Source organism: Ligilactobacillus sp. ESL1201 (assembly GCF_058503265.1).
Genome location: NZ_CP196362.1, coordinates 673798 through 699261, shown reverse-complemented (window position 1 = coordinate 699261; position 25464 = coordinate 673798). Strand labels below are relative to the sequence as shown.

The window sequence follows — 25464 nt, the reverse complement described above, 5'->3', positions numbered from 1 at the left end:
AATAACAGTTTTGCTACAGTTATTTCCTATTATTTATTCAGTATATTGTTTAACCAAAGCAGCAACTTCAGCAGTTGTTTCACACTCGTTAACCGCTTTAGCAGCCAATTCTTGCATCTTAGTAGTATCCAGTTTCTTGATCAAACTCCGGGTCTTGAGGATCGAAGTGGCACTCATCGAAAACTCATCCAAGCCCAGACCAACCAACAACGGAACAGCAACTTGATCGCCGGCCATTTCACCGCACATGCCAGTCCACTTGCCTTCTTTATGAGAGGCAGTGATCACGTTTTCGATCAAACGCAATAAGGAAGGATTATACGGCTGATAGAGGTATGAAACGTGCTCGTTACCCCGGTCAGCGGCCATCGAATACTGGATCAAATCGTTAGTCCCAATACTAAAGAAATCAGCATACTTAGCCAATTTATCAGCAATCATCGCCGCAGCCGGGATCTCCATCATCATACCGACTTCGATATCATCAGCTACTTTGACTCCAGCCTGTTGTAACTTGGCTTTTTCCTCTTCAAAAATCGCCTTAGCATCCTTGAACTCTTGGACCGTCGCGATCATCGGGAACATAATTGCTAAACGCCCGTAAACAGAAGCACGCAATAAAGCACGCAACTGAGTCCTAAAGATGTCTTGGCGGTCTAGCGAGATCCGGATCGCACGGTAACCCAAAAACGGATTTTGTTCTTCTGGCAACGGTAGGTACGGCAATTTCTTATCGCCGCCAATATCCATCGTCCGGACCACTACCTGGCGTCCATTCATCCCTTCGACAGCCTGTTTGTAAGCTTCAAATTGTTCGTCTTCGGTGGGCAATTCAGCCGAATCCATGTACAAGAATTCCGAACGGAACAAGCCGATTGCTTCAGCACCATTATCGTTTGCACCAGCGACGTCTTTAGGGGTCCCGATATTAGCTCCGATCACTACTTTTCGGCCGTCAGCCGTGACCGACTGGGCGTTTTTCAACTGGGCCCATTCGGCTTTTTGAGCGGCGAAATCATGTGCTTTTTGCTCGTATTCGCTCACTTGTTGGGCACTTGGATCGACAAAAGCCTCTCCGTTAATGCCGTCGATGATCACGGTTTGACCGGCGGTAATTGAACTAGTAGCATCGCCTGAACCAACGATCGCAGGGATCTCCAGCGTCCGCGACATGATTGCCGAATGCGAAGTCCGTCCGCCGATATCGGTGATAAAGCCCTTGACAAATTTACGGTCAAGCTGCGCCGTATCGGAAGGAGTCAAGTCATGTGCTACCACGATCACTTCTTGGTCGATCAAAGCCGGACTAGGTAAAGTAACTCCCAACAAATGGCTCAACAACCGTTTAGTGACGTCACGGACATCTCCTGCCCGTTCTTGCATATATGCGTTATCGGTCATTCCTTCAAATAAAGCAATAAAGGAATCGGTAACGTCTTTGACCGCCGTTTCAGCGTTGACTTTTTTGTCTTTGATCTCAGTTGTGATCTGGCCCAACATTTCCGGGTCAGCCAAAATAGTCAAGTGCGCCTCAAAAACTTGAGCCTCTTCAGCACCCAAGTTAGTCGTTGCTTTTTGCTTAATAACTTCTAGTTCTTTTTTAGCAGCCTCTACCGCCGTGTTTAAGCGGTCGATTTCGGCCTGTGTATCGCTAATACTAGTTTGTGAAAATGACAAATCAGGTTCGACCAACAAATAAGCCTTAGCAGTTGCGATCCCATCACTAGCTGCGATCCCCTTTAACGTCTTTGCCATTATTCAGCAAGTCCTTCCTTTTTCATCGTATCACCGATAGCTGCGATGGCATCAGCTTCATCTGCACCTTCTGCTGAAATCGTGACGTCAGCACCTTGGCCTACGCCTAAAGACATAACACCCATGATCGATTTTAAGTTAACTGACTTGTCGTTATAAGTCAAAGTAATATCAGAGTTAAATTTGCTGGCAGCTTGTACCAATAATGTAGCTGGACGTGCGTGAATTCCTGTTTCTGCAATTACGTGAAAGTCTTTCTTTTCCATTAATATCATACTCCTTTGAAGTGGATAAAAATTATTGAGTCGCCTAACAAGAAAACCGACTACCGAACACGTTTACATTTTCACTAGTCAAATTTTCAAACATCAACTCGTTAGTTCTGATAATAACATGTATCCCGCAATAAAACAAGTTTAGCCGCGTGCGTTCAACATTCTTAAATTAAAATCAACGAGTGAATTTTAATTTAAACGACAGTAAATTAATTAATTTACTAACGCTTTTTCATAATGATAAATGATCTGCCCCCCGCGTTTGGCAGTGCCCACGATATTTTTGCGTTGAGGGTAATTCATCAACACACTTTGAAAATCCATGAAATCCGCTTTTTCGATCACAATTTCTGCCAGTTGTCCGGACTTCAACTCTTCCAATAATTCTTGATAGTCTTGCGCCACGTGATTTCCTTCTTTCCTTAGCTTAAATTATAGCATGCTTAACCGTTATTTGACTTATTAGACCATTTGGCTTGTATTTTGAGCCAGATTTTGTATAATAAGGCAGAAAGGTCAAAGTTAGTCAAACAACGACCTTGATTTCAGTTATGGAAAGGTAGTGTTAATGAATGTTATGTCAAAATTGTCATAAAAACCAGGCGACGATCCACCTCACTACTAATTTGAATGGACGTCAAGCTTCCATTGATTTATGTAAAGATTGTTACCAAATTTTAAAAAATCAAACTAATCCGCGTTCCATGATGCAAGATCCCTTCGGCTTTGGGAGCTTAGATGATATTTTCAAGGCCATGTCTGCTCCAAGCAACGGTGCTAAACAAGTACCTCCTACTCAAAGTGCCGGCGGTGACCGGGGGAACGGCAACGGAATATTGGCTCAGTACGGTCATGACCTAACGGCAGAAGCGCAAAAGGGAAATATCGACCCCGTGATCGGGCGGGACCAAGAGATCAAACGCGTCATCGAGATCTTAAACCGGCGCACTAAAAATAACCCCGTCTTGATCGGGGAAGCAGGTGTCGGCAAAACGGCCGTAGTTGAAGGCTTAGCCCAAAAGATCGTCGACAACGACGTTCCCCAAAAACTGCAAAACAAAAAAGTAATTCAACTAGACGTCGTGTCGTTAGTTCAGGGTACTGGTATTCGCGGACAGTTCGAACAGCGCATCAAACAACTGATGGAAGAGCTCAAAAAGACACCAAACGTGATCTTATTTATCGATGAGATCCACGAGATCGTCGGTGCCGGTAACGCCGAAGGGGGCATGGATGCTGGCAACGTTTTGAAACCAGCGTTAGCCCGGGGCGAGCTGCAATTAGTCGGCGCAACTACGCTTAACGAATACCGTACGATCGAAAAAGACGCGGCACTGGCTCGGCGGTTACAACCGATCCAAGTTGACGAACCGACCGTTGCCCAAACGATCCAGATCCTGCAAGGAATCAAGCCTAAATACGAAGCTTATCATCACGTCAAGTACAGTGATGAAGCGCTCAAGGCTGCAGCTAATTTGTCGGACCGCTACATCCAAGACCGGTTCTTGCCAGACAAAGCCATTGACCTCCTCGACGAAGCCGGCTCTAAGAAAAATCTGACGATCCACACGATCGATCCTCAAGTGATGGAAGATAAGATCAACAACGCCCAACAAGAAAAGCAAAACGCGTTGCAACAAGAAGATTACGAAAAAGCCGCCTATTATAGGGATCAGGTCACTAAATTTACCAAGATGAAGGAAAACTCCGCCACGACCGAAAGTACCCCGCAGATCAACGAAAGCGATATGGAAAAAATCGTTGAGGAAAAAACGGGGATCCCAGTCGGCGAGTTGAAGCAAAAAGAACAAGAACAACTCAAAAACCTAGCGCATTCGCTTGCTAGTCACGTGATCGGTCAAAAACAAGCCGTCGATAAAGTGGCCCGGGCTATCCGGCGCAACAGAGTCGGTTTCAATAAATCCGGTCGCCCGATCGGTTCGTTTCTATTTGTCGGCCCTACTGGAGTCGGTAAAACCGAAACTGCCAAACAACTGGCAGTCGAACTATTCGGTACCCAAGATGCCATGATCCGTTTTGACATGAGTGAGTACATGGAAAAATTCTCGGTCTCTAAACTAATCGGTTCTCCTCCTGGATACGTAGGTTACGAAGAAGCCGGCCAGTTGACCGAACAGGTGCGGCGTCATCCTTACAGCCTGATCTTATTAGATGAAGTAGAAAAGGCTCACCCGGATGTTTTGCACATGTTCTTGCAGATCCTAGACGACGGCCGGTTGACCGATTCTCAGGGGCGGACGGTCTCTTTCAAAGACACGATCATCATCATGACTTCTAACGCGGGCAGCGGCGATTCCGTCACTTCCGTTGGCTTTGGTGCCGAAAACGCTGGTAAAACAAATTCGATCATCGATAATTTGACTGCTTACTTCAAGCCTGAGTTTTTAAACCGCTTTGACGGGATCATCGAATTTAATGCCCTCACCAAAGAGGACTTAAATCAGATCGTCAACTTGATGTTAGCGGACGTTAACCGCATGTTATCTACCCAAAACATCGAGTTGCACGTCACGACTCCCGTTGCGGATAAACTGGTCGATCTCGGCTACAACCCACAGATGGGAGCCCGGCCGTTACGGCGTGTGATCCAAGAACAGATCGAAGACAAGATCGCCGATTACTATTTGGATCATCCGACGGCTAAAAACTTGCTCGCTAAATTGGAAAACGGCGAAATCAAGATCACCAAAAACGATAATGCAGCAACGGCCGACAAAGACGATAAAGAAGAGTAAATTGTGCCGAAAAATAATGAATAGTTTGTGAAGATAGAAAAAGCCCTGGGACAAAACAATATTTTGCCTCAGGACTTTTTGTTTTCTGTAAGTGATAGACTGATCGTTTTCAAAATGTTTTTTTGTCCCAACTTCCTTTGTATCTTCCTAAATAATTCTTAAGTGTTAGAAAATAATTTCAATTAAGCCACTAACATACTATAATAAGTTAAAGAATTTAATCAATCGTAAAGAGGTGAGACCTAATGGCCCTGTTAAAAAATATTAAAACTCACTGGCACCAGCTAAAAAATGACTGGCCGCAAGCAGCAGTTTCATCCAAGCTTCCCCAAACGACGGCTAATAGTCCGCAAAAAACGGCAACCGCCACAGTGTTGGTTTTATACTTGGACGAACATAAAAAATTCTTAGCAGCCCCGCTCGTGTTGCACGGTCAATGCGGCCAGGACATCACCTTTGAAATTAAGGATTTTCCGGATTATTTACTGGTTAACATCGCGGGCATGACCCGGCAGTTTACGGTTCGCTACGCTACGATCACTTTGACTTATCACCAAAAAACCGGCGCGGCTATTTGGGTCTTGACCAAAGACATCGACCAGCGTAACTTACTGAGCAGTCCGCAATTTTTACACGGAGCCTTGCATGAAAATTACACCGCGGTCTCACCTCGCATCAAAAACTACCGCCTGTTGCTCGCTAAGGGACCCGTGCGGGGAAAATTCGTCAAAAAGCAGCAGACGATCACCTATTTTTACCGGCGCAATTCGTGGGTCGACGTGGATCAAACGATCAAAACGCTCAAACTAAGTGACTTTAGTCCCTGCTATCGTTTACCTAAGGGCGAGCAACTGTACCTCACTTTAGCAAAGAATACCTTTTGGCGGATCTTTGCCACCGTTAAACTGGCCGACCACAGCACGTGGTATTTTTTAGGCGGCAGTACGTGGACTCCTCAAAGTGCGGCTACTTCGGTCTTACCGGCCAACGCGATCATCGAGCAAAATGCGCGCCGGCACCCTTCGTTTCCTAGCCATCAAATTACTTTGTCAGCGAGGATCGACTTTGTGCCCCACGGTCGCCTGTCGCTTTACCAACGTCCTTGGGGACCGCAACATGGCTACATCAAAGACGGCACGATCGTTTCTTTGACCGCGCATTTAGCCGATGGCAGCAGCGACTGGTACCAAATCGACCACCAAGGCTGGTTACTCAAGGAATACTTGCATATTTTATTTTAAAAGTTACACCAAAAAGCGGGGTTGAGACAAAATTCTGATTTGTCCCAGCCCTGCTTTTTTACCCAACTCTATTATAACAACGTTTGTAACTCAACATCTGGATATTTATCCGCAAACCATCTCTGCGCAAACTCATTTTCAAATAAAAACAGCGGCTTTCCTTGCAAATCTTTCACCAATAAGTTACGTGAACTAGCCATCTTTTCATCCAGCTGTTCCGGTGCGATCCACCGTGCGATCTTGTGCCCTAACGGAGTCATCACTACTTCCGAATGGTATTCGTTGAGCATCCTAAACTGAAAGACCTCGAACTGCAACTGTCCGACCGCTCCTAAAATATAATCACCTGTCGCGTAGCTTTGGTACAGCTGAATAGCCCCTTCTTGGACCAACTGATTGATCCCCTTATGAAACGACTTTTGTTTCATCACGTTTTTAGCGGTGACGCGCACGAATAATTCGGGCGTGAATTGCGGTAATTTTTCAAACTCTACGGTTTGTTTGCCGGTATAGATCGTATCGCCGATCTGAAAATTCCCCGTATCATACAAGCCGATAATGTCGCCCGCCACCGCGTTTTCAACGATCTTACGCGCATCGGCCATAAACTGCGTCGAATTAGCCAACCGCAATTGCTTGTTAGTCCGTGCCAAAGTAACGTCCATGCCGCGTTCAAATTCGCCGGAACATAAACGCACAAAAGCGATCCGGTCGCGGTGATGCGGGTTCATATTAGCCTGAATTTTAAAAATAAAGCCCGAAAGTTCCGCAGAAGTCGGTACTATTTCTTTTCCGGCCACCGTCCGATGGGCACTCGGTGCCGGTGCAAATTGCAAATAAGCCTCTAAGAAAGTCTTCACCCCAAAATTAGTTAAGGCCGAACCGAAGAAAACGGGAGTCAATTGCCCGGCTAGGATCTTTTGCTCGTCAAACTGGTTGCCCGCTTCTTTGAGTAAAGCAACCTCTTCTAATACTTGAGTAAAGATACTTTCCTGCGCCAATTCATTTTCTTGCGCCAAATTTCCTTTATCATCCAATTCCAAAAATTGGCGCTTACTATCTTCTTTTTGGTAGAGTTCTACCCGGTGATTGTAGATGTCGTACAAGCCTTTGAGACCCTTTCCCATCCCGATCGGCCAGTTCATCGCGTACGCGTCGATCCCCAAAACTTCTTCTAGTTGAGCGACCAAGTCCAATGGTTCGCGGCCATCGCGGTCTAACTTATTGATAAACGTAAAAATCGGAATATGGCGCATTTTACAAATTTGAAATAATTTCTTAGTCTGCGGCTCGATCCCCTTAGCCGCATCGATCACCATCACGGCAGAATCGACGGCCATAAGGGTCCGGTAAGTATCTTCTGAAAAGTCCTCGTGTCCCGGTGTATCCAAAATATTGATCCGTTTTCCGGCGTAATCAAACTGCATCACGGAACTAGTAACTGAGATCCCGCGTTTTTTTTCGATCTCCATCCAATCGGATTTCGCAAAGCTGCCACTTTTTTTAGCCTTGACCGTCCCGGCGGACCGGACGACTCCCCCAAACAATAATAGTTGTTCGGTGATCGTAGTCTTACCCGCATCCGGATGAGAGATGATCGCAAACGTTCTTCTTTTAGCCACTTCTTGTGCTAATTTCTTGGTTTCCATTTTACCCTCGCATCTTTTTATTTAGGAACTTTGATCACATTTCCCGCAGTCAGGTCGGTATCAGTTCCCATGTCGTTTAATTCCTGGATCTTTTGCACGGTCGTCGAATATTTATCCGCCAAATCACTGATAGTTTCCCCGTCATCAACGTTGATCGTTTGCGTTTCTTGTGCGACCGAACTGGAACTAGCGGCACTAGCCTTCGCGGCTGCTTGTTGTTGCTTTTTTTGTCGTTGCAACTGCGCCGCTTTTTTACTGCTGCTTTGTTTTTGTTCCTTAGCCGCGGCAAGTGAACTAGTTTCAGCCTTCTTGCGGGCCACTACCTGGCTAGATTCATTTTCTTGTCCCTTAGTTGCGAAGTGTCCGCCGTGCTGTTGTTTAGCGTAAATTCCCCCGCAGATCAGCAACAAACACACTATTAGGATCAAGGTCCGCGGGTGTTTTTTTAATAAACTGCCGTGTTTTCCCTTAGTTTCGGCCTTCATTGTCGGGTCACTGCCATGGTTAACGTAAAATTCCTTACGCAAACGGGCTTCGTCTTTGCGCGTACGCCCCTGTTTGAACTGCTCGGCCTTAAATTCTTCGTAAACCTGGTTAATATCAAAGTCTGCCTGTATCTTTTGTTGCTTGGCTAAATAATCGTTTTGTTCCGGCAAGCTTAAATTATGGTACCAATCTACAAAGTACTGGTATTGCTGTAAAATTTCGCGTGTCGCCCCGAAGTCTTGTTGCTGACCAAAATGCAACCATAAGGTCCGTTCGCAAAAGGCTTCGACGTTTAAGCCCCGGGAATCCACGATAATAAAGGAAGTCCCGTTGTCTTTTAGTCGTTGGATCCGCGCAGCAGTTTTATGGAAAAAACTCTGGTCCAATAGCGGAAAAATATCATCCAGTAAAACTAACTCGGGCCGGACGTATAACGCTAAGCCCAAACTTAAGCGCGCCCGCATCGCACTGGAATATTCCTCAACTGGCCGGTAGATCCACTGACCTAATTCGGTAAAGTTAATGATCCCATTGGTTAAATGGTCACCTTTAAAACTGTCGATCTGTGCCCGTGAAATCGTCTTGCGAATATTAGCCAGTCCGGTCTCACTAGTTACCAACCCCTGCGTAGCCGAAGCCAAATTGCCCCGGCAATTATTGGTGATAAAGCCCGTCGACTGGTTCATTTGCCCCGCGATGATCTGCAACAACGTCGATTTACCCGCACCGTTGATGCCGACAATTCCCACGGCCTCGCCATCGCTCACATCAAAAGAGATTCCACACAGCTCCCAAAAACGCTGGTCTTTAGACGTCGGAGTAATACCATGTTCTTTTTTACCAATTACCAGTAAATTATCTTTTGTAATATATTTTAATTCGATTTTTGCCATCCTGTTTTTCCCTCAAATCATCACAATAAATTTAGTTGAAAAGCGGTTAAAAGTCCATTTCCGACTTGCCCTCACGCTTCATCAAAGCTGAAACCTCGGTTTTGATGTCGGCTTGCTGGTACAACACGTGGTAAATGGCTTCGGTGATCGGCATTTCAATTCCTTTTTGCTGGGCTAATTCGTAAGCAGCCTGACAAGTCGTGATCCCTTCGATCACCATTCCCATTTGCTCCTTAACGTCCGCTAATTTTTTGCCACTTCCCAATTGATCACCGGCCCGCCAGTTACGCGAATGCACACTGGTACAAGTCACGATCAGATCGCCAACTCCAGATAACCCGATAAAAGTTAACGGTTCGGCGCCAAACGCCACTCCCAAACGAGTGATCTCAGCCAAGCCCCGCGTCATCAAAGCCGCTTTGGCATCATCGCCGTACCCCAGTCCATGAAGTGCACCCGCGCCTAAAGCGATAATATTTTTAAACGCCGCTCCTAATTCCACCCCGATAATATCACTGTTCGTGTAGATCCGCAGGTAATCGTTCATGAATAACTCCTGCACCTGTTTAGCCTGCTGCAGGTCCTGGCTAGCTGCGGTGATCAGTGTCAGGTCTTTTTTAGCTACTTCTTCGGCATGACTAGGTCCTGAGAGCGCCACGATCCCCTGATTTTGCGGGATCTCTTGTTCTAAGATCTGTGAGAGCCGTAAATAAGTGTGAAGTTCTAAGCCCTTACTAGCATGTACTACCAAAGGGCACTGCTTTTGTTCTTGTAAAATCGGCGCTACCTGACGAGCGACGGTTCGCACCGCATTGGTTGGAACCACAAACAAGACCACGTCTGCGGCAGCCAACGCAAACGGTAGTTCACTGGTAGCGTGCAACCGTTCGTCATAGTGATGCTCTTTTAGGTACTTCCGATTGGTATGGTACTGGTTGATTTCGGCCGCTTGTTCTGGTTTGTTAGTCCATAACGCAACGTCTTGCCCGTTTTGTACCAATACATCCGCCAGCACACTTCCCCACGAACCAGCACCTAACACCGCAACTTTTTTTTTCATTATTATCCATCCTTTGTTGGTAACACTAAGTCCTGCTAGGTTCACTACCACAGTTAAAAAGCCCGCAACAATATTATCATTGCAGGCTTTTACAGCTATAAACACAGTCCGTTACTGACGACGTGACAGTTCTAAATAGCGGTTGTACCAGATCTCAACGTACTCCTGCGAAAACGGACCCTTTTGATGGTTGATCCAATCGACCAGCGTTAACACATTATGCTTTAAAATTTTATCAATAGCAGCAGAATAGTGCCAGCGTGCACCAAATTCTTGGTATTCGTCTACATCCAACAGCTTTTTTTCGCCAGTGGGAAAAACCTTCACGTCTAAATCGTAGTCAATGTATTTTAACGCCTCTTTGTCCAACAAAGCCGGTGAGGCCAAATTGCAATAATAAGAAACCCCATTTTCACGGATCATCGTTACTACATTAAACCAATACTTAGCGTGAAAATAAACTAACGCCGGTTCCCTAGTCAACCACCGACGGCCATCCGCTTCAGTCACCAAGGTATGATCGTTACAGCCAATCAACGTATTTTCACTGGTCTTTAAGACCATCGTATCGCGCCATGTCCGGTGCAAACTACCATTGTGTTTATAACTTTTGATCGTAATGAACTCGCCTTCCCTAGGTCCATTGAAATGCCGCATCAAATTCCCAGCTTTCTATAAACACAGGTGTCTTTCACACCATCATCGTTTTAATTATACCAAAAAAAAGCTGCCCCGCAAAGCCGTTTAGCGTTGAGCCGAACGTAAGGTCAATTTCACCACGGCCTCACAGCGCGCCGTTTGTGCAAACATATCGACGGGTTGGATATCAGCCACGTCATAGACGGTGGTCAGTGCAACTAAATCGGCGGCAAGCGTCGACGGATTACAAGAAACGTAAACGAATTTAGCTGGACGGTAACGTAGGATCGTAGCGATCAGTTCCTTAGTCAAACCCGTGCGCGGCGGGTCGACCACCAGCGCCGTCGGAATGATCCCGCCAGCCGTCCACTTAGCCAGTACGTCTTGGGCAGTTCCGACTTCGTAGTGCGCGTTAGTGATCCGATTTTGCCGGGCATTTTGCTGGGCATCAGCAATTGCCGGTGCGATCACATCCATGCCGTAAACGGCTTTGACCTGCTTGGCTAAGTACAACCCGATCGTCCCCACACCACAGTAGGCATCGACTAGCAGGTCATTTGCATCCAAGCCCAATGCCAGATCGATCTGCTGATATAAAACGGCAGTTTGTTGTGTATTTAACTGGAAAAAAGCCGGCGCGGAAAGACGATAAGTCAAAGTCCCGATTTTTTCCGTCAGGTATTCTTGCCCCCATAACAACCACGTATCCTGGCCCCAAACCAGCGAAGTTTTTTGCGGATGATAATTTTGCAGTACGGAAATTACCGCCGGGATCTTTTCAACTAGTTCCGCGATCAACTCGTTAGCGTGCGGCAACTGTTTAGTCCTAGTGATAAAAACGACTTGCAATTGGTGGGTCGCAAACGATTCCCTGATCACCAGCGTTTTTAAAATTCCCGTATGATGACGTTCATCGTAAGCGGCTACCTGCCATTTAGTCAGTAGTTGACACAGCAAACGGACCGTTTTCATCGTTAAGTCCGTTTGCGTCGCAAAAGTCGGCAAGTTTACCAGCTTGTGACTATTGGGTTGATAAAGACCCGCTTGTATTTTCCCGTTGGGTGCACGCCGCACCTGAAACTGTAATTTATTACGGTAATGATAAGGTTCTTTCATTCCCAGTGTTTCTTTGATCTGGTAGTGCTGAAACCCCCGCGGCCGGTATTTTTTGAGCGACTGGACGATAATGTCGCGCTTAAATTTCAACTGTTGCGGGTAAGCCAGGTGTTCTAATTCAATGCCACCGACTTGGTAGTGATCGACCGGCTTTACCCTGTGGGGACTTTTCTTTTTGATGCGGACCAATTCTCCGGTCAAATAATTAGCTTTTACGGCCGTAATTTTTACCAGTACTTGTTCGTGTACTAAAGCGCCGGGGACAAAAATGATCTTGCGGTGGTAATACCCGATTCCCTCGCCATTGATGCCTAATTTTTTGATCGTCAACCAAACTGTTGTTCCTAATTCTCGCTTATTCAGCTCAATTCCTTCTTTCTTTTACCACAGTCAACATGCTAGAATAGTTTTACTTTAGTTCCACTATAAAGGAGTTTAACCGATGACACAAACTATCACTTCCATTCAAACCCAAAAAAGACCGGGACGTTATAACATTTATTTAGATGATCATTACGCTTTTGCAGTCAGCGAAGACGTCTTGATCTCCTTTAACCTCAACAAGGGACAGCAACTGACCGCCACGCAGATCGCCCAGATCACAGAACAGGAAAAAAGCGCCAAGGCGTATAGCCGCGCGTTAAATTTTTTATCCTACCAAATGCGCAGTCAAGAAGAGATCCGCCGCCGCTTAACTAAAGATGAGGTCACAGAAGACGTGATTGCTGCGGTGATCGCCCGCTTAACAGCAAACAACTTACTCGACGATTCCAATTACGCCTCCAGTTTTGTCAGCACCCAAATCAAAACCTCAGACGACGGTCCGGGTAAAATTGCGTTTAAACTCAAGAAAAAAGGGATCGACCAAAATTTGATCGACGATGCCCTGACCCAATTTTCGGCGGAACAGCAGGTAGCAACCGGCAGTAAAATTGCCCAAAAAACGCTACGCCGCTTGCACAATTACTCGTTTAGAAATCAGCTCACCAAAATCCGCCAAACCCTAATGAATAAAGGATATTCTACGGAGATCATCACTACTATTTTGGCGAAACTGGATCTTCAAGAAGACGAGAAGCAAGAACAAGAAGCGCTCTATGAGCAGGGAAGAAAGCTCTGGCGCAACAATTCACGCCGCGAGCTTCCCGATAGGCTTAGAAGAGTCAAGCAAAGTTTATACCGCAAGGGTTTTTCTTTAAGTGATATTGATGATTTTTTAAGCGACATCCAAGAAGAAGATTAATATTAAATAGGACCGGGACAAAAGTAATTCTGTCTCGGTCCCAACTTTATGTACTCGTAAATGAGATGTCTGATCGTATTTTTAAAAACAAGAATTTGTGCCTAGCTACGTTTGAAATCAGACTAGTACTTAACTGCCAACCGCTTTTTTACATGACTTCCCCTAATTTTCTTTAGTAATTATTTTTTTCAAGACTGGCTTTTTAGGCGTGATTTTCCCACCAAAATACTCCTCCAAAGAGGCGTTTAACAGTCCGCCTAATAAAAACGCCCAACTGGAAAAGTTTAGCCAAAACAACAACACGATAAAAGTTCCCAGGGTACCATAACTTAAAACGGAACGCGCAAAGTATTTTAAGTAAGTGGAAAAAACACTCGTTAAACAGATCCACCCTAACGTCCCCAGCAAAGTGCCCTGCCAGACAAAACGCCAGTGAGTTTTGGCGTTGGGCATCGTCTTGTACACCAACAACATCACCAAAAATAGGATCATAAAGGTGGTTAGTACCTTATAGTGTAAGAAAAAATTCAGCCAGTTAATAGGCAAGGAAAACAACGGAGCCACGTTATCCAAAAGGTACTGACCAAAATTATACAATAAGAAAATCCCTCCGACTAATAGGCCGAATAACAACGTCAGTAAAAACGAAAAGATCCGGTTAACTACGGCATTGGTCACCTCGCTGACGCCGTACACTTCGTTTAGTGCCTTTTTTAACGCGTTAGTTCCCCGACTGGCCGCCCAGACAGTTAACAAACCGGTAATCGAAGCTAGCCCGCCGGAACTATGATCCAAAAAATTTAAAATCAACGGCTTTAAAATATGAAAAACCGTCTTAGGAAAAGCGATTGCTAAATAGGGAAGCAGGGTCTTAGATTTTAAGCCTAACAAAGGTAACAGGTTAGCCACAAAGATCACGACCGGAAAAATGGCCAGCAACGAATAATAAGCCATCACGATCGCGGCATCACTCAAATTTACGGACTGAATTCGGGAAACGATGATCGCAATAAATTTTTTCAAGTTATTTTTATGAATTTCCATCAGCTTTCACATCCCTATCAACTGACTGCTAAACAGTGCACCAACAAGTTTAGAATAACACTGATCATAATTTTTACTACAAAAAAAGGTGCTACTGGAATAAACCACTAGCACCTTAACTAATTACGGTCCTAACCGGATTTGAACCGGTGATCTCCTGCGTGACAGGCAGGCGTGATAACCCCTACACCATAGGACCAAATATTACAATTGCGGGAGCTGGATTTGAACCAACGACCTTCGGGTTATGAGCCCGACGAGCTACCAGACTGCTCCATCCCGCGATAATATGAAAGTGACCCGTACGGGATTTGAACCCATGTTACCGCCGTGAAAGGGCGGTGTCTTAACCACTTGACCAACGGGTCATACGGAGAAGGAGGGATTTGAACCCTCGCGCCGTTTTACCGACCTACACCCTTAGCAGGGGCGCCTCTTCAGCCACTTGAGTACTTCTCCAAATGGGCCTAAATGGACTCGAACCATCGACCTCACGCTTATCAGGCGTGCGCTCTAACCAGCTGAGCTATAGGCCCATTTACGATAAATATATCGTAAGCGGGTGACGAGAATCGAACTCGCGACAACAGCTTGGAAGGCTGTGATTTTACCACTAAACTACACCCGCAATTCAATGGCGCGGGACAGAATCGAACTGCCGACACATGGAGCTTCAATCCATTGCTCTACCGACTGAGCTACCGAGCCATTAATTAACGGTCCTAACCGGATTTGAACCGGTGATCTCCTGCGTGACAGGCAGGCGTGATAACCCCTACACCATAGGACCAAATATTACAATTGCGGGAGCTGGATTTGAACCAACGACCTTCGGGTTATGAGCCCGACGAGCTACCAGACTGCTCCATCCCGCGATAATATAAAGGAGGATAAGAGATTCGAACTCTTGCGTGGTTTTACCCACCTGACGGTTTTCAAGACCGTTCCCTTCAGCCAGACTTGGGTAATCCTCCATAACTGCCAAAACAATGGACCTTGTAGGACTCGAACCCACGACAGGACGGTTATGAGCCGTCTGCTCTAACCAACTGAGCTAAAGGTCCAAGGTCTGTTGTAAATCGCGGCGGGGGGGATCGAACCCTCGACCTCCCGGGTATGAACCGGACGCTCTAGCCAGCTGAGCTACACCGCGATAAAAAACACGCAAATCGGGAAGACAGGATTCGAACCTGCGACCCCCTGGTCCCAAACCAGGTGCTCTACCAAGCTGAGCCACTTCCCGATAACATGCACCCAGTAGGAGTCGAACCTACAACCTTCTGATTCGTAGTCAGACACTCTATCCAATTGCGCTATGGGTGCATAAAACAAAAAATGCCGAGGACCGGAATCGAACCGGTACGGTGATCACTCACCGCAGGATTTTAAGTCCTGTGCGTCTGCCAGTTCCGCCACCCCGGCAAAAAATAAAACTGGTACACAAGCGGAAGACGGGATTCGAACCCGCGACCCCCACCATGGCAAGGTGATGTTCTACCACTGAACTACTTCCGCATATGCCGACTAGACGATTCGAACGCCCGACCCTCTGATTACAAAACAGATGCTCTACCAACTGAGCTAAGTCGGCAAACTTAACAACAAATATTATACCATGTTATTGCAAGATTGTCAAATAAATCTTACAAATGAGTCGTGACAGGCTCGAACTGTCGACCCTCTGATTAAAAGTCAGATGCTCTACCAACTGAGCTAACGACTCATGATAATGGAGGATACAGGGCTCGAACCTGTGACCCTCTGCTTGTAAGGCAGACGCTCTCCCAACTGAGCTAATCCTCCATAATTGCGTGGCGACGACCTACCCTCGCAGGGGGCGATCCCCCAACTACTCTCGGCGTGACGAAGCTTAACTGCTGTGTTCGGCATGGGAACAGGTGTAGCCTTCGTGCCATCATCACCACACGTGAGCTTTGCTCACTCAAAACTAAATCATCTTTATTTCTTCTGTCTTCCGACTTCCACTGCGCTTGCTACTTGGTTAAGTCCTCGACCGATTAGTAATGGTCCGCTCCATGCCTCACGGCACTTCCACTTCCATCCTATCTACCTGTTATTCTCTCAGGGGTCTTACTTCATTTCTGAATGGGAAATCTCATCTGGAGGCGAGTTTCGCACTTAGATGCTTTCAGCGTTTATCTCATCCATACTTAGCTACCCAGCGCTGCCTTGGGCAAGACAACTGGTACACCAGCGGTATGTCCATCCCGGTCCTCTCGTACTAAGGACAGATCCTCGCAAATTTCCTACGCCCGCGACGGATAGGGACCGAACTGTCTCACGACGTTCTGAACCCAGCTCGCGTACCGCTTTAATGGGCGAACAGCCCAACCCTTGGGACCGACTACAGCCCCAGGATGCGATGAGCCGACATCGAGGTGCCAAACCTCCCCGTCGATGTGAACTCTTGGGGGAGATAAGCCTGTTATCCCCAGGGTAGCTTTTATCCGTTGAGCGATGGCCCTTCCATACGGAACCACCGGATCACTAAGCCCGACTTTCGTCCCTGCTCGACTTGTAGGTCTCGCAGTCAAGCTCCCTTGTGCCTTTACACTCTGCAAATGATTTCCAACCATTTTGAGGGAACCTTTGGGCGCCTCCGTTACCTTTTAGGAGGCGACCGCCCCAGTCAAACTGCCTACCAGACACTGTCTCCCACCGGGTTAACCGGTGTGGGTTAGAGTGTTCATACAACGAGGGTAGTATCCCACCAACGCCTCGGGCGAAACTGACGTTCCGCCTTCTATGGCTCCTACCTATCCTGTACAAGTTATACGAACACCCAATATCAAGCTACAGTAAAGCTCCATGGGGTCTTTCCGTCCTGTCGCGGGTAACCCGCATCTTCACGGGTATTATAATTTCACCGAGTCTCTCGTTGAGACAGTGCCCAGATCGTTACGCCTTTCGTGCGGGTCGGAACTTACCCGACAAGGAATTTCGCTACCTTAGGACCGTTATAGTTACGGCCGCCGTTTACTGGGGCTTCACTTTTGAGCTTCGCTTGCGCTAACTCATCCGCTTAACCTTCCAGCACCGGGCAGGCGTCAGCCCCTATACTTCATCTTACGATTTTGCAGAAACCTGTGTTTTTGATAAACAGTCGCCTGGGCCTATTCACTGCGGCTGATCGTTAGATCAGCACCCCTTCTCCCGAAGTTACGGGGTCATTTTGCCGAGTTCCTTAACGAGAGTTCTCTCGCTCACCTGAGGATACTCTCCTCGACTACCTGTGTCGGTTTGCGGTACGGGTGACCAGATCCTTACTAGAAGCTTTTCTCGGCAGTGTGACTCGCTTCCCTTCGCTACTTAGATTTCGCTCCCCATCACAGCTCGTGTTGCTTGAATGCAAACATTTAACTCACACTCGCACTCGCTGCTTGGACGTGCATTTCCATTCGCACGCTTCGCTTGCCTCCTGCGTCCCTCCATTGTTCAATCAGATCTGATCAGTACAGGAATCTCCACCTGTTATCCATCGCCTACGCCTTGCGGCCTCAGCTTAGGTCCCGACTTACCCTGGGCGGACGAGCCTTCCCCAGGAAACCTTAGTCTTTCGGTGGGTCAGATTCTCACTGACCTTGCGCTACTCATACCGGCATTCTCACTTCTAAGCGCTCCACCAGTCCTTACGGTCTAGCTTCGCCGCCCTTAGAACGCTCTCCTACCATCCAACCTGCGGTTGGATCCACGATTTCGGTAATGTGTTTAGCCCCGTTACATTTTCGGCGCAGAACCACTCGACTAGTGAGCTATTACGCACTCTTTAAATGGTGGCTGCTTCTGAGCCAACATCCTAGTTGTCTGTGCAATTCCACATCCTTTTCCACTTAACACATATTTTGGGACCTTAATCGGTGATCTGGGCTGTTTCCCTTTCGACTACGGATCTTATCACTCGCAGTCTGACTCCCGGTCATTGATCTGTGGCATTCGGAGTTTATCTGAATTCAGTAACCCAAGACGGACCCCTAGTTCAAACAGTGCTCTACCTCCACGATCATTCATACCGAGGCTAGCCCTAAAGCTATTTCGGAGAGAACCAGCTATCTCCAAGTTCGTTTGGAATTTCACCGCTACCCACACCTCATCCCAGCATTTTTCAACATACACGGGTGCGGTCCTCCGGTGCGTTTTACCGCACTTTCAACCTGGACATGGGTAGGTCACTTGGTTTCGGGTCTACGTCAAACTACTTTGTCGCCCTCTTCAGACTTGCTTTCGCTACGGCTCCAGTCTTTCCACTTTAACCTTGCAGCTTAACGTAACTCGCCGGTTCATTCTACAAAAGGCACGCCATTACCCTTAAATGGGCTTTGACTACTTGTAGGCACATGGTTTCAGGAACTATTTCACTCCCCTTCCGGGGTGCTTTTCACCTTTCCCTCACGGTACTGGTTCACTATCGGTCACTAGGTAGTATTTAGCCTTGGGAGATGGTCCTCCCAGCTTCCGACGGGATTTCACGTGTCCCGCCGTACTCAGGATCCCGATTCCCGGTTCGTCGTGTTTCACTTACAGGGCTCTCACCTTCTATGGCTGACCTTCCCAGATCATTCAGCTACATTCCTCACCGTCTATGTTCGGTCCTACAACCCCGAAAGACAAGTCTTTCGGTTTGGGCTGTTCCCCGTTCGCTCGCCGCTACTCAGGGAATCACTGTTGTTTTCTTTTCCTGCAGGTACTGAGATGTTTCAGTTCCCCACGTCTGTCTTCAACTGACCTTAACGGTCAGCGATAATAACCTCACGGTTATTGGGTTTTCCCATTCGGAGATCTGCGGGTCATTGCTTACTTACAGCTGACCGCAGCATTTCGCTGTTAGTTGCGTCCTTCTTCGACTCCTAGTGCCAAGGCATCCACCATGCGCCCTTCCTAACTTAACCTTTAATTTATCTGACGATAAATTGGTTATGAGTTGACGTTGTTCTCGTCAATTTTTACGCAGTGTTTTTCTCGGTTGATTATTAAGAAATAAAAATGATTCAGTTTTCAATGAACAATGCTTTGACAGTTGCCTGTCAATGGAGCTTAACGGGATCGAACCGTTGACCTCCTGCTTGCAAAGCAGGTGCTCTCCCAGCTGAGCTAAAGCCCCCAAGTAGAGCTTTCAAAACCAAACAAAGTTTCGTTGTGTGAGTTTCCGTTATTTTCCTTAGAAAGGAGGTGATCCAGCCGCAGGTTCTCCTACGGCTACCTTGTTACGACTTCACCCCAATCATCTGTCCCACCTTAGACGGCTGGTTCCTTACGGTTACCCCACCGGCTTTGGGTGTTACAAACTCTCATGGTGTGACGGGCGGTGTGTACAAGGCCCGGGAACGTATTCACCGCGGCATGCTGATCCGCGATTACTAGCGATTCCGACTTCATGCAGGCGGGTTGCAGCCTGCAATCCGAACTGAGAACGGCTTTTAGAGATTAGCTTGACCTCGCGGTCTCGCAACTCGTTGTACCGTCCATTGTAGCACGTGTGTAGCCCAGGTCATAAGGGGCATGATGACTTGACGTCATCCCCACCTTCCTCCGGTTTGTCACCGGCAGTCTCGCCAGAGTGCCCAACTGAATGCTGGCAACTGGCAACAAGGGTTGCGCTCGTTGCGGGACTTAACCCAACATCTCACGACACGAGCTGACGACAGCCATGCACCACCTGTCTTAGTGTTCCCGAAGGAAACACCTAATCTCTTAGGTTGGCACTAGATGTCAAGACCTGGTAAGGTTCTTCGCGTTGCTTCGAATTAAACCACATGCTCCACCGCTTGTGCGGGCCCCCGTCAATTCCTTTGAGTTTCAACCTTGCGGTCGTACTCCCCAGGCGGAATGCTTAATGCGTTTGCTGCGGCACTGAAGGGCGGAAACCCTCCAACACCTAGCATTCATCGTTTACAGCGTGGACTACCAGGGTATCTAATCCTGTTCGCTCCCCACGCTTTCGAACCTCAGCGTCAGTTACAGACCAGAGAGCCGCTTTCGCCACTGGTGTTCTTCCATATATCTACGCATTTCACCGCTACACATGGAGTTCCACTCTCCTCTTCTGCACTCAAGTTCTCCAGTTTCCAATGCACGACTCCGGTTAAGCCGAAGGCTTTCACATCAGACTTAAAAAACCGCCTGCGTTCCCTTTACGCCCAATAAATCCGGACAACGCTTGCCACCTACGTATTACCGCGGCTGCTGGCACGTAGTTAGCCGTGACTTCCTCGTCAGATACCGTCATGGCTCTAGCAGTTACTCTAGAACTCGTTCTTCTCTGACAACAGTGTTTTACGATCCGAAGACCTTCTTCACACACGCGGCGTTGCTCCATCAGACTTGCGTCCATTGTGGAAGATTCCCTACTGCTGCCTCCCGTAGGAGTTTGGGCCGTGTCTCAGTCCCAATGTGGCCGATCAACCTCTCAGTTCGGCTACGTATCATTACCTTGGTAGGCCGTTACCCTACCAACTAGTTAATACGCCGCGGGCCCATCCTCAAGCAATAGCTAACGCCATCTTTTCCCCATAAAGCATGTGCTTTATGGGCTCATTCGGTATTAGCACCTGTTTCCAAGTGTTATCCCCAACTTAAGGGCAGGTTGCCCACGTGTTACTCACCCGTTCGCCACTTTCCTGTCTTGTTCGTGATACAAGTACCACTCCCAACACATTCTCGTTCGACTTGCATGTATTAGGCACGCCGCCAGCGTTCGTCCTGAGCCAGGATCAAACTCTCAGTTTGTTTAGCTCATTTTTGATTACTAGCGAAATTGACTTCGCAAATGTTTGCACCCGGATTGCTCCGAGCGACCTCACACATTTTTACGAAACTTTGTTCAGTTTTCAAAGTTCTACTCTGTTGATTCGTTCAAGTTGTTGACCAGCAACAACGTTATTAAATATATCAGAAATTCGATTACTTGTAAAGAACTTTTTTATATTTTTTCAAATATTTTTTAATCAAGGTTAGATCAAAAGTTCCGCTAAGCAAATTTAATGCCATCACCACTCAACTTCGCGGCTAACAGCAATAAATATCATACCAACATTGGGTGGTCAGGTCAAGAACTTTTTATTTTCCTTTTTCAATATCCTGTAGTGCCTCTTCAGTCCATTCAGCTAAATTGTCTCGCAAAGGAGTAAATCCCTCATGGCTAAACCGATCCGTCCAGTATTTTTTGTATTGCGTTCCTAACATCCTGGTCGAACGAGAGAAATCAAACGGTTTTTCTAAAACACGTAACGATAAAGAAATTTTTTCCGTATATAAATCAATGTCGATCACCATGACCCTTACTTGCTGGCCAATCTGCAAAAAGTTGCCCACTGCGGCAATATAGCCGTGATGCAACTCCGAAATATGGATCAACCCTTGCGTCTGTTCGTCCAACGCCACAAATACTCCATATGGCTGAATCCCCGTTACCTGTCCGGTCACAACCATTCCAATTCGATAATCCACCTGTTCACTCATCCCTCATTAAATGCTACTAAATTTTTATACCGTCACCTAGCATTTTAAGCTAAATACCCCGCACGCGCTCATTTTTAAGCATCTCGATTTTTCAGTTTCAATTAAATATACTATACCACAATTTATTTTCTAAATTTTTTATGCTAGGCTAAATGTTAGACTAATAAAGGGAGTTACTCGTTATCAATGGAAAAAGAAATTTATGATATTACTATTATTGGCGGCGGGCCCGTCGGCTTATTCGCCGCTAGCTACGCGCGGATGCATATGCTCAAAGTCCAAGTGATCGAAAGTTTATCCACTCTGGGCGGACAAGTCGGTGCCTTATTTCCCACCAAAAAGCTCTACGATATTCCGGGTTTTCACCAAATCACCGGACAACAATTGATCGACAATTTAGTGGAACAAACTCATTTTTTTGCCCCCAAGATTTTTTTAAATGAAACTGTGCAAAATTTCACGGTGGATCCTTGTGGTTACCAAATTCAAACTACCAATAGGACTACCTACACTAAAAGCATCATCATCGCTACTGGGATCGGTTCGTTTACCCCGCGCAAACTACGCGTCGCTAATGCCACGAAATTCGAGGGCCAACAACTGCGTTACTTTATCTCCGACCCGACGATTTTTGCTGATAAAAATATTGCGATCGCGGGTGGTGGAGATTCGGCGATCGACTGGGGCTTAGAACTCGCTAGTAGCGCCCACAGTATTAAAGTGATCCACAGACGCGATCAGTTTCGGGCACTCGAAAGTAGCGTCGCTCGCTTGCACCAAGCAGCTAACGTTGACTTCATGACCCCGTACACTATTAAAGAACTCGCCGAAAATCGGGAGCACCAACTAACTATTACCCTTAAAAACACTGATTCTACTATTGAAAAATTGCCTAATATCGATTACCTGCTAGTCAATTACGGCTTTTCTGCTAACAACCAGTTTTTAGCAGACTGGGACTTAACGACCAAACGAAAAGCCATAGTCACCGACCAGCGCCAACAAACTTCACGCGCAAAGATCTATGCCATCGGTGATGCCGTCTTCAAGGAAGGCCGTACCTCGCTGATCGCTACCGGTTTTGGCGAAGCCCCGTTAGCCGTCAATAACGCTTTAGTCGACATGTATCCGGATAAAAAACAACCGGCCCACAGCACTGAACTAATGCTTAAATTTAACAAATAACATTCGTTCACTCACCTAAAGGAGAATTCATGGCTAACTTAATTGATTTTGTCTTACACATCGACGCCCACCTAGTCAATATCGTCAGTACCTTTGGCAACTGGACGTACCCGATTTTATTTATCATTATCTTCATCGAAACCGGAGCGGTCATCTTACCGTTTTTGCCCGGCGATTCCCTACTGTTCGCGGCGGCGGCGCTTTGTGCTAATCCCGTTTACCATTTAAATATCTGGCTGTTCGTTTTATTATTTTTGCTAGCGCCGATCTGTGGTGATTCGTTAAACTTCTTGATCGGTCACACGATCGGCAATCAGTTAAAAAATGCCGCTTTTTTTCAAAAATTAGTCAAGCCCGAATACCTAGAGCGGACCGAGCAGTTCTTTGAAAAACACGGGGCGTTGGCGATCACTTTGGCACGCTTCATGCCGATCATTCGTACCTTCGCCCCGTTTATTTCGGGGGCCAGTGGACTGAAGTATGCGCAATTTATCGGCCATAACGTGTTGGGCGCCGTCTTATGGGTCGCGCTTTGTTGTTGCTGCGGTTATTTTTTCGGCAACCTGCCCTTCGTTAAAGCACACTTTTCTTTGATCATCATCGCCATTATTTTAGTATCATTACTACCGGCGCTAATTGGTCTACTAAAATCACGTCACAGTAAATAGTATTAAAAATAAAACGGTTAACAGCCCGCGCGTTCAAGCGCAACTGCTAACCGTTTTTAGTTTTCACTTCTTTTTGACCTAACCAGATCGTTACCAGTAAAAACACTTCACACAAGCCCCAAAATAGTACAAAACATGCCAGAAAAAAATCGTCCGGCAACGCTAAAATAATGGGATCTGTCCGCGGATCAAACAACCATAAGTCATCGGTGAATAACAACCGGTGGAAAAGAACAAAAAAGCGGTTGAAATCAACTATTAATATCAATACCAAAAACAACAGGCCTTCAGCCACACATTTAGCCGGTAAGATCAGCGTCCATAACCGCCGTTCGTGTCGTAAAGTCCGCACATACTTGATACTAAATGGCAAGCTGATCGCTAACAACGCGTCTGCCAGCCACAATAAGTGGCGGACCTGTTTAAAATGTACCAACGCACCGGTCGAACTCGGCAAGGACAACTGCAATTTCGTATGCCAAAATAAAGTCAAATAAGCTAACAACTCCCGGTAATTTTGGCGTAAAAGCACCGGACTTAAATTAACCTTAGCCGCGAGGTTTTCTTGAGCAGCTATCCAATAATACAGCGGCCTAAAATTGACCACGAGCAATAAGCTAAATAACACCATCGTTAACAATAAATTACCGCGCCACAAATCAGCGGCTAACTTTTGCCGCCTATTCATCAAACCATTCAGCTAACGAATCTACTTGATACGTCGGTTTCACCGCGACTTGAGCAACTTGTTTCCTAGTCGAAACCCCGGTATAAACCAGTAACGTATCCATGCCAAAATTGATGCCCGCCTGAATGTCTGTCATGTAATTGTCTCCTACCATCAGTACCTGATTTTTAGCTAGGCCCATCCGTTGCAGCGCTTTTTCCATAATGATAGTTTCCGGCTTACCGATATAAGTTGCTTTTTGTTGCGTTGAGCGTTCGACCAGCGCAATCAAAGAACCCGCTCCGGGAACCAACCCCCGTTCGTTTGGCAGGTTAGTGTCGGCATTCGTGCCGATAAAACGCGCTCCCCGTTTGATCGCCAACGTAGCCAGTTCAAACTTATGGTAAGTCGCATCATAATCCAAACCCACTACCGCGTAGTCCGGGTTGGTTTCTTCCAAATAAAAACCGCGTTCCAATAGGGCGGTCTTCAACCCAAATTCGCCGATTGCATACACCGAACGTTTAGTAGGCGTAAGGTCTGCTAAAAAATCCGCAGTCGCCAGTCCGGAAGTGTACACGTTGGCCGGTTGCACGTGGACGTCAAAATTTTGTGCCAAATTTTGTGCCACCTGTGCCGGCGTTTGCGTGCTATTATTAGTCACGAATAAAAACGGTAAGTCCAATTCTTGGAGATGACGGACAAATTTTTGCGCCGCCGGAATTCGTTCTTTTCCCCGGTACATCGTACCATCTAAGTCGATCATATATCCCTGATAATTTTTCATGAGTCCTTCTTTTCTGCGTTTATTTTTGCCTGATAGTAAAACGGCGTTTATTAGTGTGCTGGCTAACCGCTCTTCTCCTGTGGGGACGCGTGGCCCGACGCGGTTTTTTAGCCTTAGGCTTATATTCGACTTCCTTTTTTGGTGTCTGAACGGCTAAGTTTTGTAAGACAAAATAGGGGCAGCCAAAATTACAGTACTCGTATAAATAGTCCTGCAAATGCGCGATATTTTGTAACGAATTGCCCTTTTTACCGCGGTAAAATCCGTGTAGCCGCAACTGTTCAAAGCCCATGTCGCCCACGATATAGTCGTATTTGGTCAGGATCTCACTGAAACGCTCCTGCAATTTTTCAATATTAAACCCCTCGCGAAAATTGACTAATAAACGGTAAGGGCGGTCGTCGATCTTCAAGTTGTTTTCGTCTAACATTTCTACTTTGCTGGCGTACATTTTGATGGCCGCTGCTTTTTTAGCTAGAGACGCTTCTCGCCGCTCTTTTTTTTCACTATTCAAAAATCTTCCT

At 46.7% G+C, this 25464-nt stretch carries 18 protein-coding genes, 20 tRNA genes and 3 rRNA genes; 5 read left to right on the top strand and 36 right to left on the bottom strand.

The window, feature by feature from the left end:
• Window positions 1-33: 33 nt before the first annotated feature.
• From ptsP to ykzS, 3 genes are all read right to left on the bottom strand, one after another.
• Window positions 34-1755: a phosphoenolpyruvate--protein phosphotransferase gene (ptsP, locus tag ACSYSK_RS03585; RefSeq protein ID WP_491715542.1), complete on the bottom strand. Its 1722-nt coding sequence runs from the start codon at window positions 1753-1755 to the stop codon at window positions 34-36.
• Window positions 1755-2021, bottom strand: coding sequence for a phosphocarrier protein HPr (locus tag ACSYSK_RS03580; RefSeq protein ID WP_491715541.1), 267 nt, complete (start codon window positions 2019-2021; stop codon window positions 1755-1757). The genes ptsP and ACSYSK_RS03580 overlap by 1 nt, the downstream gene beginning before the upstream one ends.
• Window positions 2022-2243: 222 nt before the next feature.
• The gene (gene ykzS, locus ACSYSK_RS03575; protein ID WP_491715540.1) at window positions 2244-2435 is read right to left on the bottom strand and encodes a protein YkzS; all 192 of its coding nucleotides are present in this window, start codon (window positions 2433-2435) and stop codon (window positions 2244-2246) included.
• 167 nt (window positions 2436-2602) lie between these two features.
• On the opposite strand from ykzS, the gene ACSYSK_RS03570 reads away from it, so the two are divergent.
• Complete coding sequence (locus ACSYSK_RS03570) at window positions 2603-4786, top strand: ATP-dependent Clp protease ATP-binding subunit (RefSeq protein WP_491715539.1); 2184 nt, start codon at window positions 2603-2605, stop codon at window positions 4784-4786.
• A 245-nt stretch (window positions 4787-5031) separates the two neighbouring features.
• Window positions 5032-6027 (top strand): MucBP domain-containing protein, encoded by a 996-nt coding sequence (locus ACSYSK_RS03565; RefSeq protein ID WP_491715538.1) that lies wholly within the window; start codon window positions 5032-5034, stop codon window positions 6025-6027.
• Window positions 6028-6098: 71 nt separating this feature from the next.
• Here ACSYSK_RS03565 and ACSYSK_RS03560 read toward each other — a convergent pair whose 3' ends face one another.
• The 5 genes from ACSYSK_RS03560 to rlmD form a co-directional block, all read right to left on the bottom strand.
• Entirely contained in the window at window positions 6099-7676 is a 1578-nt protein-coding gene (locus ACSYSK_RS03560) for a peptide chain release factor 3 (protein ID WP_491715537.1), read from the bottom strand.
• Between the two features lie 17 nt (window positions 7677-7693).
• Window positions 7694-9055: an ATP-binding cassette domain-containing protein gene (locus ACSYSK_RS03555; protein ID WP_491715536.1), complete on the bottom strand. Its 1362-nt coding sequence runs from the start codon at window positions 9053-9055 to the stop codon at window positions 7694-7696.
• 46 nt (window positions 9056-9101) lie between these two features.
• On the bottom strand, window positions 9102-10115 hold the full coding sequence (locus ACSYSK_RS03550) for an NAD(P)H-dependent glycerol-3-phosphate dehydrogenase (protein WP_491715535.1): 1014 nt from the start codon (window positions 10113-10115) through the stop codon (window positions 9102-9104).
• 111 nt (window positions 10116-10226) lie between these two features.
• Complete coding sequence (locus tag ACSYSK_RS03545) at window positions 10227-10772, bottom strand: DUF402 domain-containing protein (protein ID WP_491715534.1); 546 nt, start codon at window positions 10770-10772, stop codon at window positions 10227-10229.
• 87 nt (window positions 10773-10859) lie between these two features.
• Window positions 10860-12200 carry a 23S rRNA (uracil(1939)-C(5))-methyltransferase RlmD gene (gene rlmD, locus ACSYSK_RS03540; protein WP_491715533.1) on the bottom strand — a complete coding sequence of 447 codons (1341 nt, stop codon included), beginning with the start codon at window positions 12198-12200 and terminating at the stop codon, window positions 10860-10862.
• Between the two features lie 112 nt (window positions 12201-12312).
• Here rlmD and recX point away from each other — a divergent pair, with 112 nt between their 5' ends.
• Window positions 12313-13113, top strand: coding sequence for a recombination regulator RecX (recX, locus tag ACSYSK_RS03535; protein WP_491715532.1), 801 nt, complete (start codon window positions 12313-12315; stop codon window positions 13111-13113).
• A 162-nt stretch (window positions 13114-13275) separates the two neighbouring features.
• On the opposite strand, the gene ACSYSK_RS03530 is transcribed toward recX, so the two are convergent.
• The 25 genes from ACSYSK_RS03530 to ACSYSK_RS03410 form a co-directional block, all read right to left on the bottom strand.
• Window positions 13276-14157: a YihY/virulence factor BrkB family protein gene (locus ACSYSK_RS03530; RefSeq protein WP_491715531.1), complete on the bottom strand. Its 882-nt coding sequence runs from the start codon at window positions 14155-14157 to the stop codon at window positions 13276-13278.
• A gap of 126 nt (window positions 14158-14283) precedes the next feature.
• A tRNA-Asp gene (locus ACSYSK_RS03525) sits at window positions 14284-14356 on the bottom strand.
• 11 nt (window positions 14357-14367) lie between these two features.
• Window positions 14368-14441, bottom strand: a tRNA-Met gene (locus ACSYSK_RS03520).
• Between the two features lie 12 nt (window positions 14442-14453).
• A tRNA-Glu gene (locus ACSYSK_RS03515) sits at window positions 14454-14525 on the bottom strand.
• Between the two features lie 3 nt (window positions 14526-14528).
• Window positions 14529-14616 (bottom strand) — tRNA-Ser (locus ACSYSK_RS03510).
• Between the two features lie 3 nt (window positions 14617-14619).
• Window positions 14620-14693, bottom strand: a tRNA-Ile gene (locus tag ACSYSK_RS03505).
• Window positions 14694-14714: 21 nt separating this feature from the next.
• Window positions 14715-14785: transfer RNA gene (locus ACSYSK_RS03500), tRNA-Gly, on the bottom strand.
• A 7-nt stretch (window positions 14786-14792) separates the two neighbouring features.
• Window positions 14793-14865, bottom strand: a tRNA-Phe gene (locus ACSYSK_RS03495).
• A gap of 9 nt (window positions 14866-14874) precedes the next feature.
• Window positions 14875-14947, bottom strand: a tRNA-Asp gene (locus tag ACSYSK_RS03490).
• A gap of 11 nt (window positions 14948-14958) precedes the next feature.
• Window positions 14959-15032, bottom strand: a tRNA-Met gene (locus ACSYSK_RS03485).
• Between the two features lie 9 nt (window positions 15033-15041).
• Window positions 15042-15131 (bottom strand) — tRNA-Ser (locus ACSYSK_RS03480).
• Window positions 15132-15147: 16 nt separating this feature from the next.
• Window positions 15148-15221: transfer RNA gene (locus ACSYSK_RS03475), tRNA-Ile, on the bottom strand.
• 15 nt (window positions 15222-15236) lie between these two features.
• A tRNA-Met gene (locus ACSYSK_RS03470) sits at window positions 15237-15310 on the bottom strand.
• Window positions 15311-15326: 16 nt separating this feature from the next.
• Window positions 15327-15400: transfer RNA gene (locus ACSYSK_RS03465), tRNA-Pro, on the bottom strand.
• A gap of 6 nt (window positions 15401-15406) precedes the next feature.
• Window positions 15407-15480: transfer RNA gene (locus ACSYSK_RS03460), tRNA-Arg, on the bottom strand.
• 13 nt (window positions 15481-15493) lie between these two features.
• Window positions 15494-15579 (bottom strand) — tRNA-Leu (locus tag ACSYSK_RS03455).
• A gap of 21 nt (window positions 15580-15600) precedes the next feature.
• A tRNA-Gly gene (locus ACSYSK_RS03450) sits at window positions 15601-15672 on the bottom strand.
• 3 nt (window positions 15673-15675) lie between these two features.
• Window positions 15676-15748, bottom strand: a tRNA-Thr gene (locus ACSYSK_RS03445).
• A gap of 59 nt (window positions 15749-15807) precedes the next feature.
• Window positions 15808-15880, bottom strand: a tRNA-Lys gene (locus ACSYSK_RS03440).
• 7 nt (window positions 15881-15887) lie between these two features.
• Window positions 15888-15960, bottom strand: a tRNA-Val gene (locus ACSYSK_RS03435).
• A gap of 6 nt (window positions 15961-15966) precedes the next feature.
• Window positions 15967-16083: ribosomal RNA gene (gene rrf / locus ACSYSK_RS03430) — 5S ribosomal RNA — on the bottom strand.
• Between the two features lie 72 nt (window positions 16084-16155).
• Window positions 16156-19064, bottom strand: a 23S ribosomal RNA gene (locus ACSYSK_RS03425).
• 139 nt (window positions 19065-19203) lie between these two features.
• A tRNA-Ala gene (locus ACSYSK_RS03420) sits at window positions 19204-19276 on the bottom strand.
• Between the two features lie 61 nt (window positions 19277-19337).
• Window positions 19338-20901 (bottom strand): 16S ribosomal RNA (locus ACSYSK_RS03415).
• The 16S, 23S and 5S rRNA genes sit together here with 20 tRNA genes alongside, the layout of an rRNA operon.
• Window positions 20902-21231: 330 nt before the next feature.
• Window positions 21232-21621, bottom strand: a complete 390-nt coding sequence (locus tag ACSYSK_RS03410; protein WP_491715530.1) for a CvfD/Ygs/GSP13 family RNA-binding post-transcriptional regulator — start codon at window positions 21619-21621, stop codon at window positions 21232-21234.
• Window positions 21622-21819: 198 nt separating this feature from the next.
• Here ACSYSK_RS03410 and ACSYSK_RS03405 point away from each other — a divergent pair, with 198 nt between their 5' ends.
• Entirely contained in the window at window positions 21820-22818 is a 999-nt protein-coding gene (locus ACSYSK_RS03405) for an NAD(P)/FAD-dependent oxidoreductase (RefSeq protein ID WP_491715529.1), read from the top strand.
• A 29-nt stretch (window positions 22819-22847) separates the two neighbouring features.
• The gene (locus tag ACSYSK_RS03400) at window positions 22848-23486 is read left to right on the top strand and encodes a VTT domain-containing protein (protein ID WP_491715528.1); all 639 of its coding nucleotides are present in this window, start codon (window positions 22848-22850) and stop codon (window positions 23484-23486) included.
• Between the two features lie 46 nt (window positions 23487-23532).
• On the opposite strand, the gene ACSYSK_RS03395 is transcribed toward ACSYSK_RS03400, so the two are convergent.
• The 3 genes from ACSYSK_RS03395 to ACSYSK_RS03385 are packed head-to-tail and all read right to left on the bottom strand — an operon-like array spanning window position 23533 to window position 25454.
• On the bottom strand, window positions 23533-24174 hold the full coding sequence (locus tag ACSYSK_RS03395) for a TIGR01906 family membrane protein (RefSeq protein ID WP_491715527.1): 642 nt from the start codon (window positions 24172-24174) through the stop codon (window positions 23533-23535).
• A complete protein-coding gene (locus ACSYSK_RS03390; RefSeq protein WP_491715526.1) occupies window positions 24167-24940 on the bottom strand; it encodes a TIGR01457 family HAD-type hydrolase in 774 nt (257 codons plus the stop codon). Before ACSYSK_RS03390 ends, ACSYSK_RS03395 begins: the two co-directional genes overlap by 8 nt.
• Before the next feature lie 19 nt (window positions 24941-24959).
• Window positions 24960-25454, bottom strand: coding sequence for a YutD family protein (locus ACSYSK_RS03385; RefSeq protein WP_491715525.1), 495 nt, complete (start codon window positions 25452-25454; stop codon window positions 24960-24962).
• Window positions 25455-25464 lie beyond the last annotated feature (10 nt).

What these genes read in the sequence shown, in the direction of transcription:
- ACSYSK_RS03580 (WP_491715541.1), bottom strand. Translation starts at nt 2,021, where the DNA reads ATGGAAAAGAAAGACTTTCACGTAATTGCAGAAACAGGAATTCACGCA.
- ACSYSK_RS03565 (WP_491715538.1), top strand. Translation starts at nt 5,032, where the DNA reads ATGGCCCTGTTAAAAAATATTAAAACTCACTGGCACCAGCTAAAAAAT.
- ACSYSK_RS03570 (WP_491715539.1), top strand. Translation starts at nt 2,603, where the DNA reads ATGTTATGTCAAAATTGTCATAAAAACCAGGCGACGATCCACCTCACT.
- ACSYSK_RS03395 (WP_491715527.1), bottom strand. Translation starts at nt 24,174, where the DNA reads ATGAATAGGCGGCAAAAGTTAGCCGCTGATTTGTGGCGCGGTAATTTA.
- ACSYSK_RS03555 (WP_491715536.1), bottom strand. Translation starts at nt 9,055, where the DNA reads ATGGCAAAAATCGAATTAAAATATATTACAAAAGATAATTTACTGGTA.
- ACSYSK_RS03405 (WP_491715529.1), top strand. Translation starts at nt 21,820, where the DNA reads ATGGAAAAAGAAATTTATGATATTACTATTATTGGCGGCGGGCCCGTC.
- ACSYSK_RS03400 (WP_491715528.1), top strand. Translation starts at nt 22,848, where the DNA reads ATGGCTAACTTAATTGATTTTGTCTTACACATCGACGCCCACCTAGTC.
- recX (WP_491715532.1), top strand. Translation starts at nt 12,313, where the DNA reads ATGACACAAACTATCACTTCCATTCAAACCCAAAAAAGACCGGGACGT.
- ACSYSK_RS03530 (WP_491715531.1), bottom strand. Translation starts at nt 14,157, where the DNA reads ATGGAAATTCATAAAAATAACTTGAAAAAATTTATTGCGATCATCGTT.
- ACSYSK_RS03390 (WP_491715526.1), bottom strand. Translation starts at nt 24,940, where the DNA reads ATGAAAAATTATCAGGGATATATGATCGACTTAGATGGTACGATGTAC.
- ACSYSK_RS03545 (WP_491715534.1), bottom strand. Translation starts at nt 10,772, where the DNA reads ATGCGGCATTTCAATGGACCTAGGGAAGGCGAGTTCATTACGATCAAA.
- ptsP (WP_491715542.1), bottom strand. Translation starts at nt 1,755, where the DNA reads ATGGCAAAGACGTTAAAGGGGATCGCAGCTAGTGATGGGATCGCAACT.
- ACSYSK_RS03560 (WP_491715537.1), bottom strand. Translation starts at nt 7,676, where the DNA reads ATGGAAACCAAGAAATTAGCACAAGAAGTGGCTAAAAGAAGAACGTTT.
- ACSYSK_RS03550 (WP_491715535.1), bottom strand. Translation starts at nt 10,115, where the DNA reads ATGAAAAAAAAAGTTGCGGTGTTAGGTGCTGGTTCGTGGGGAAGTGTG.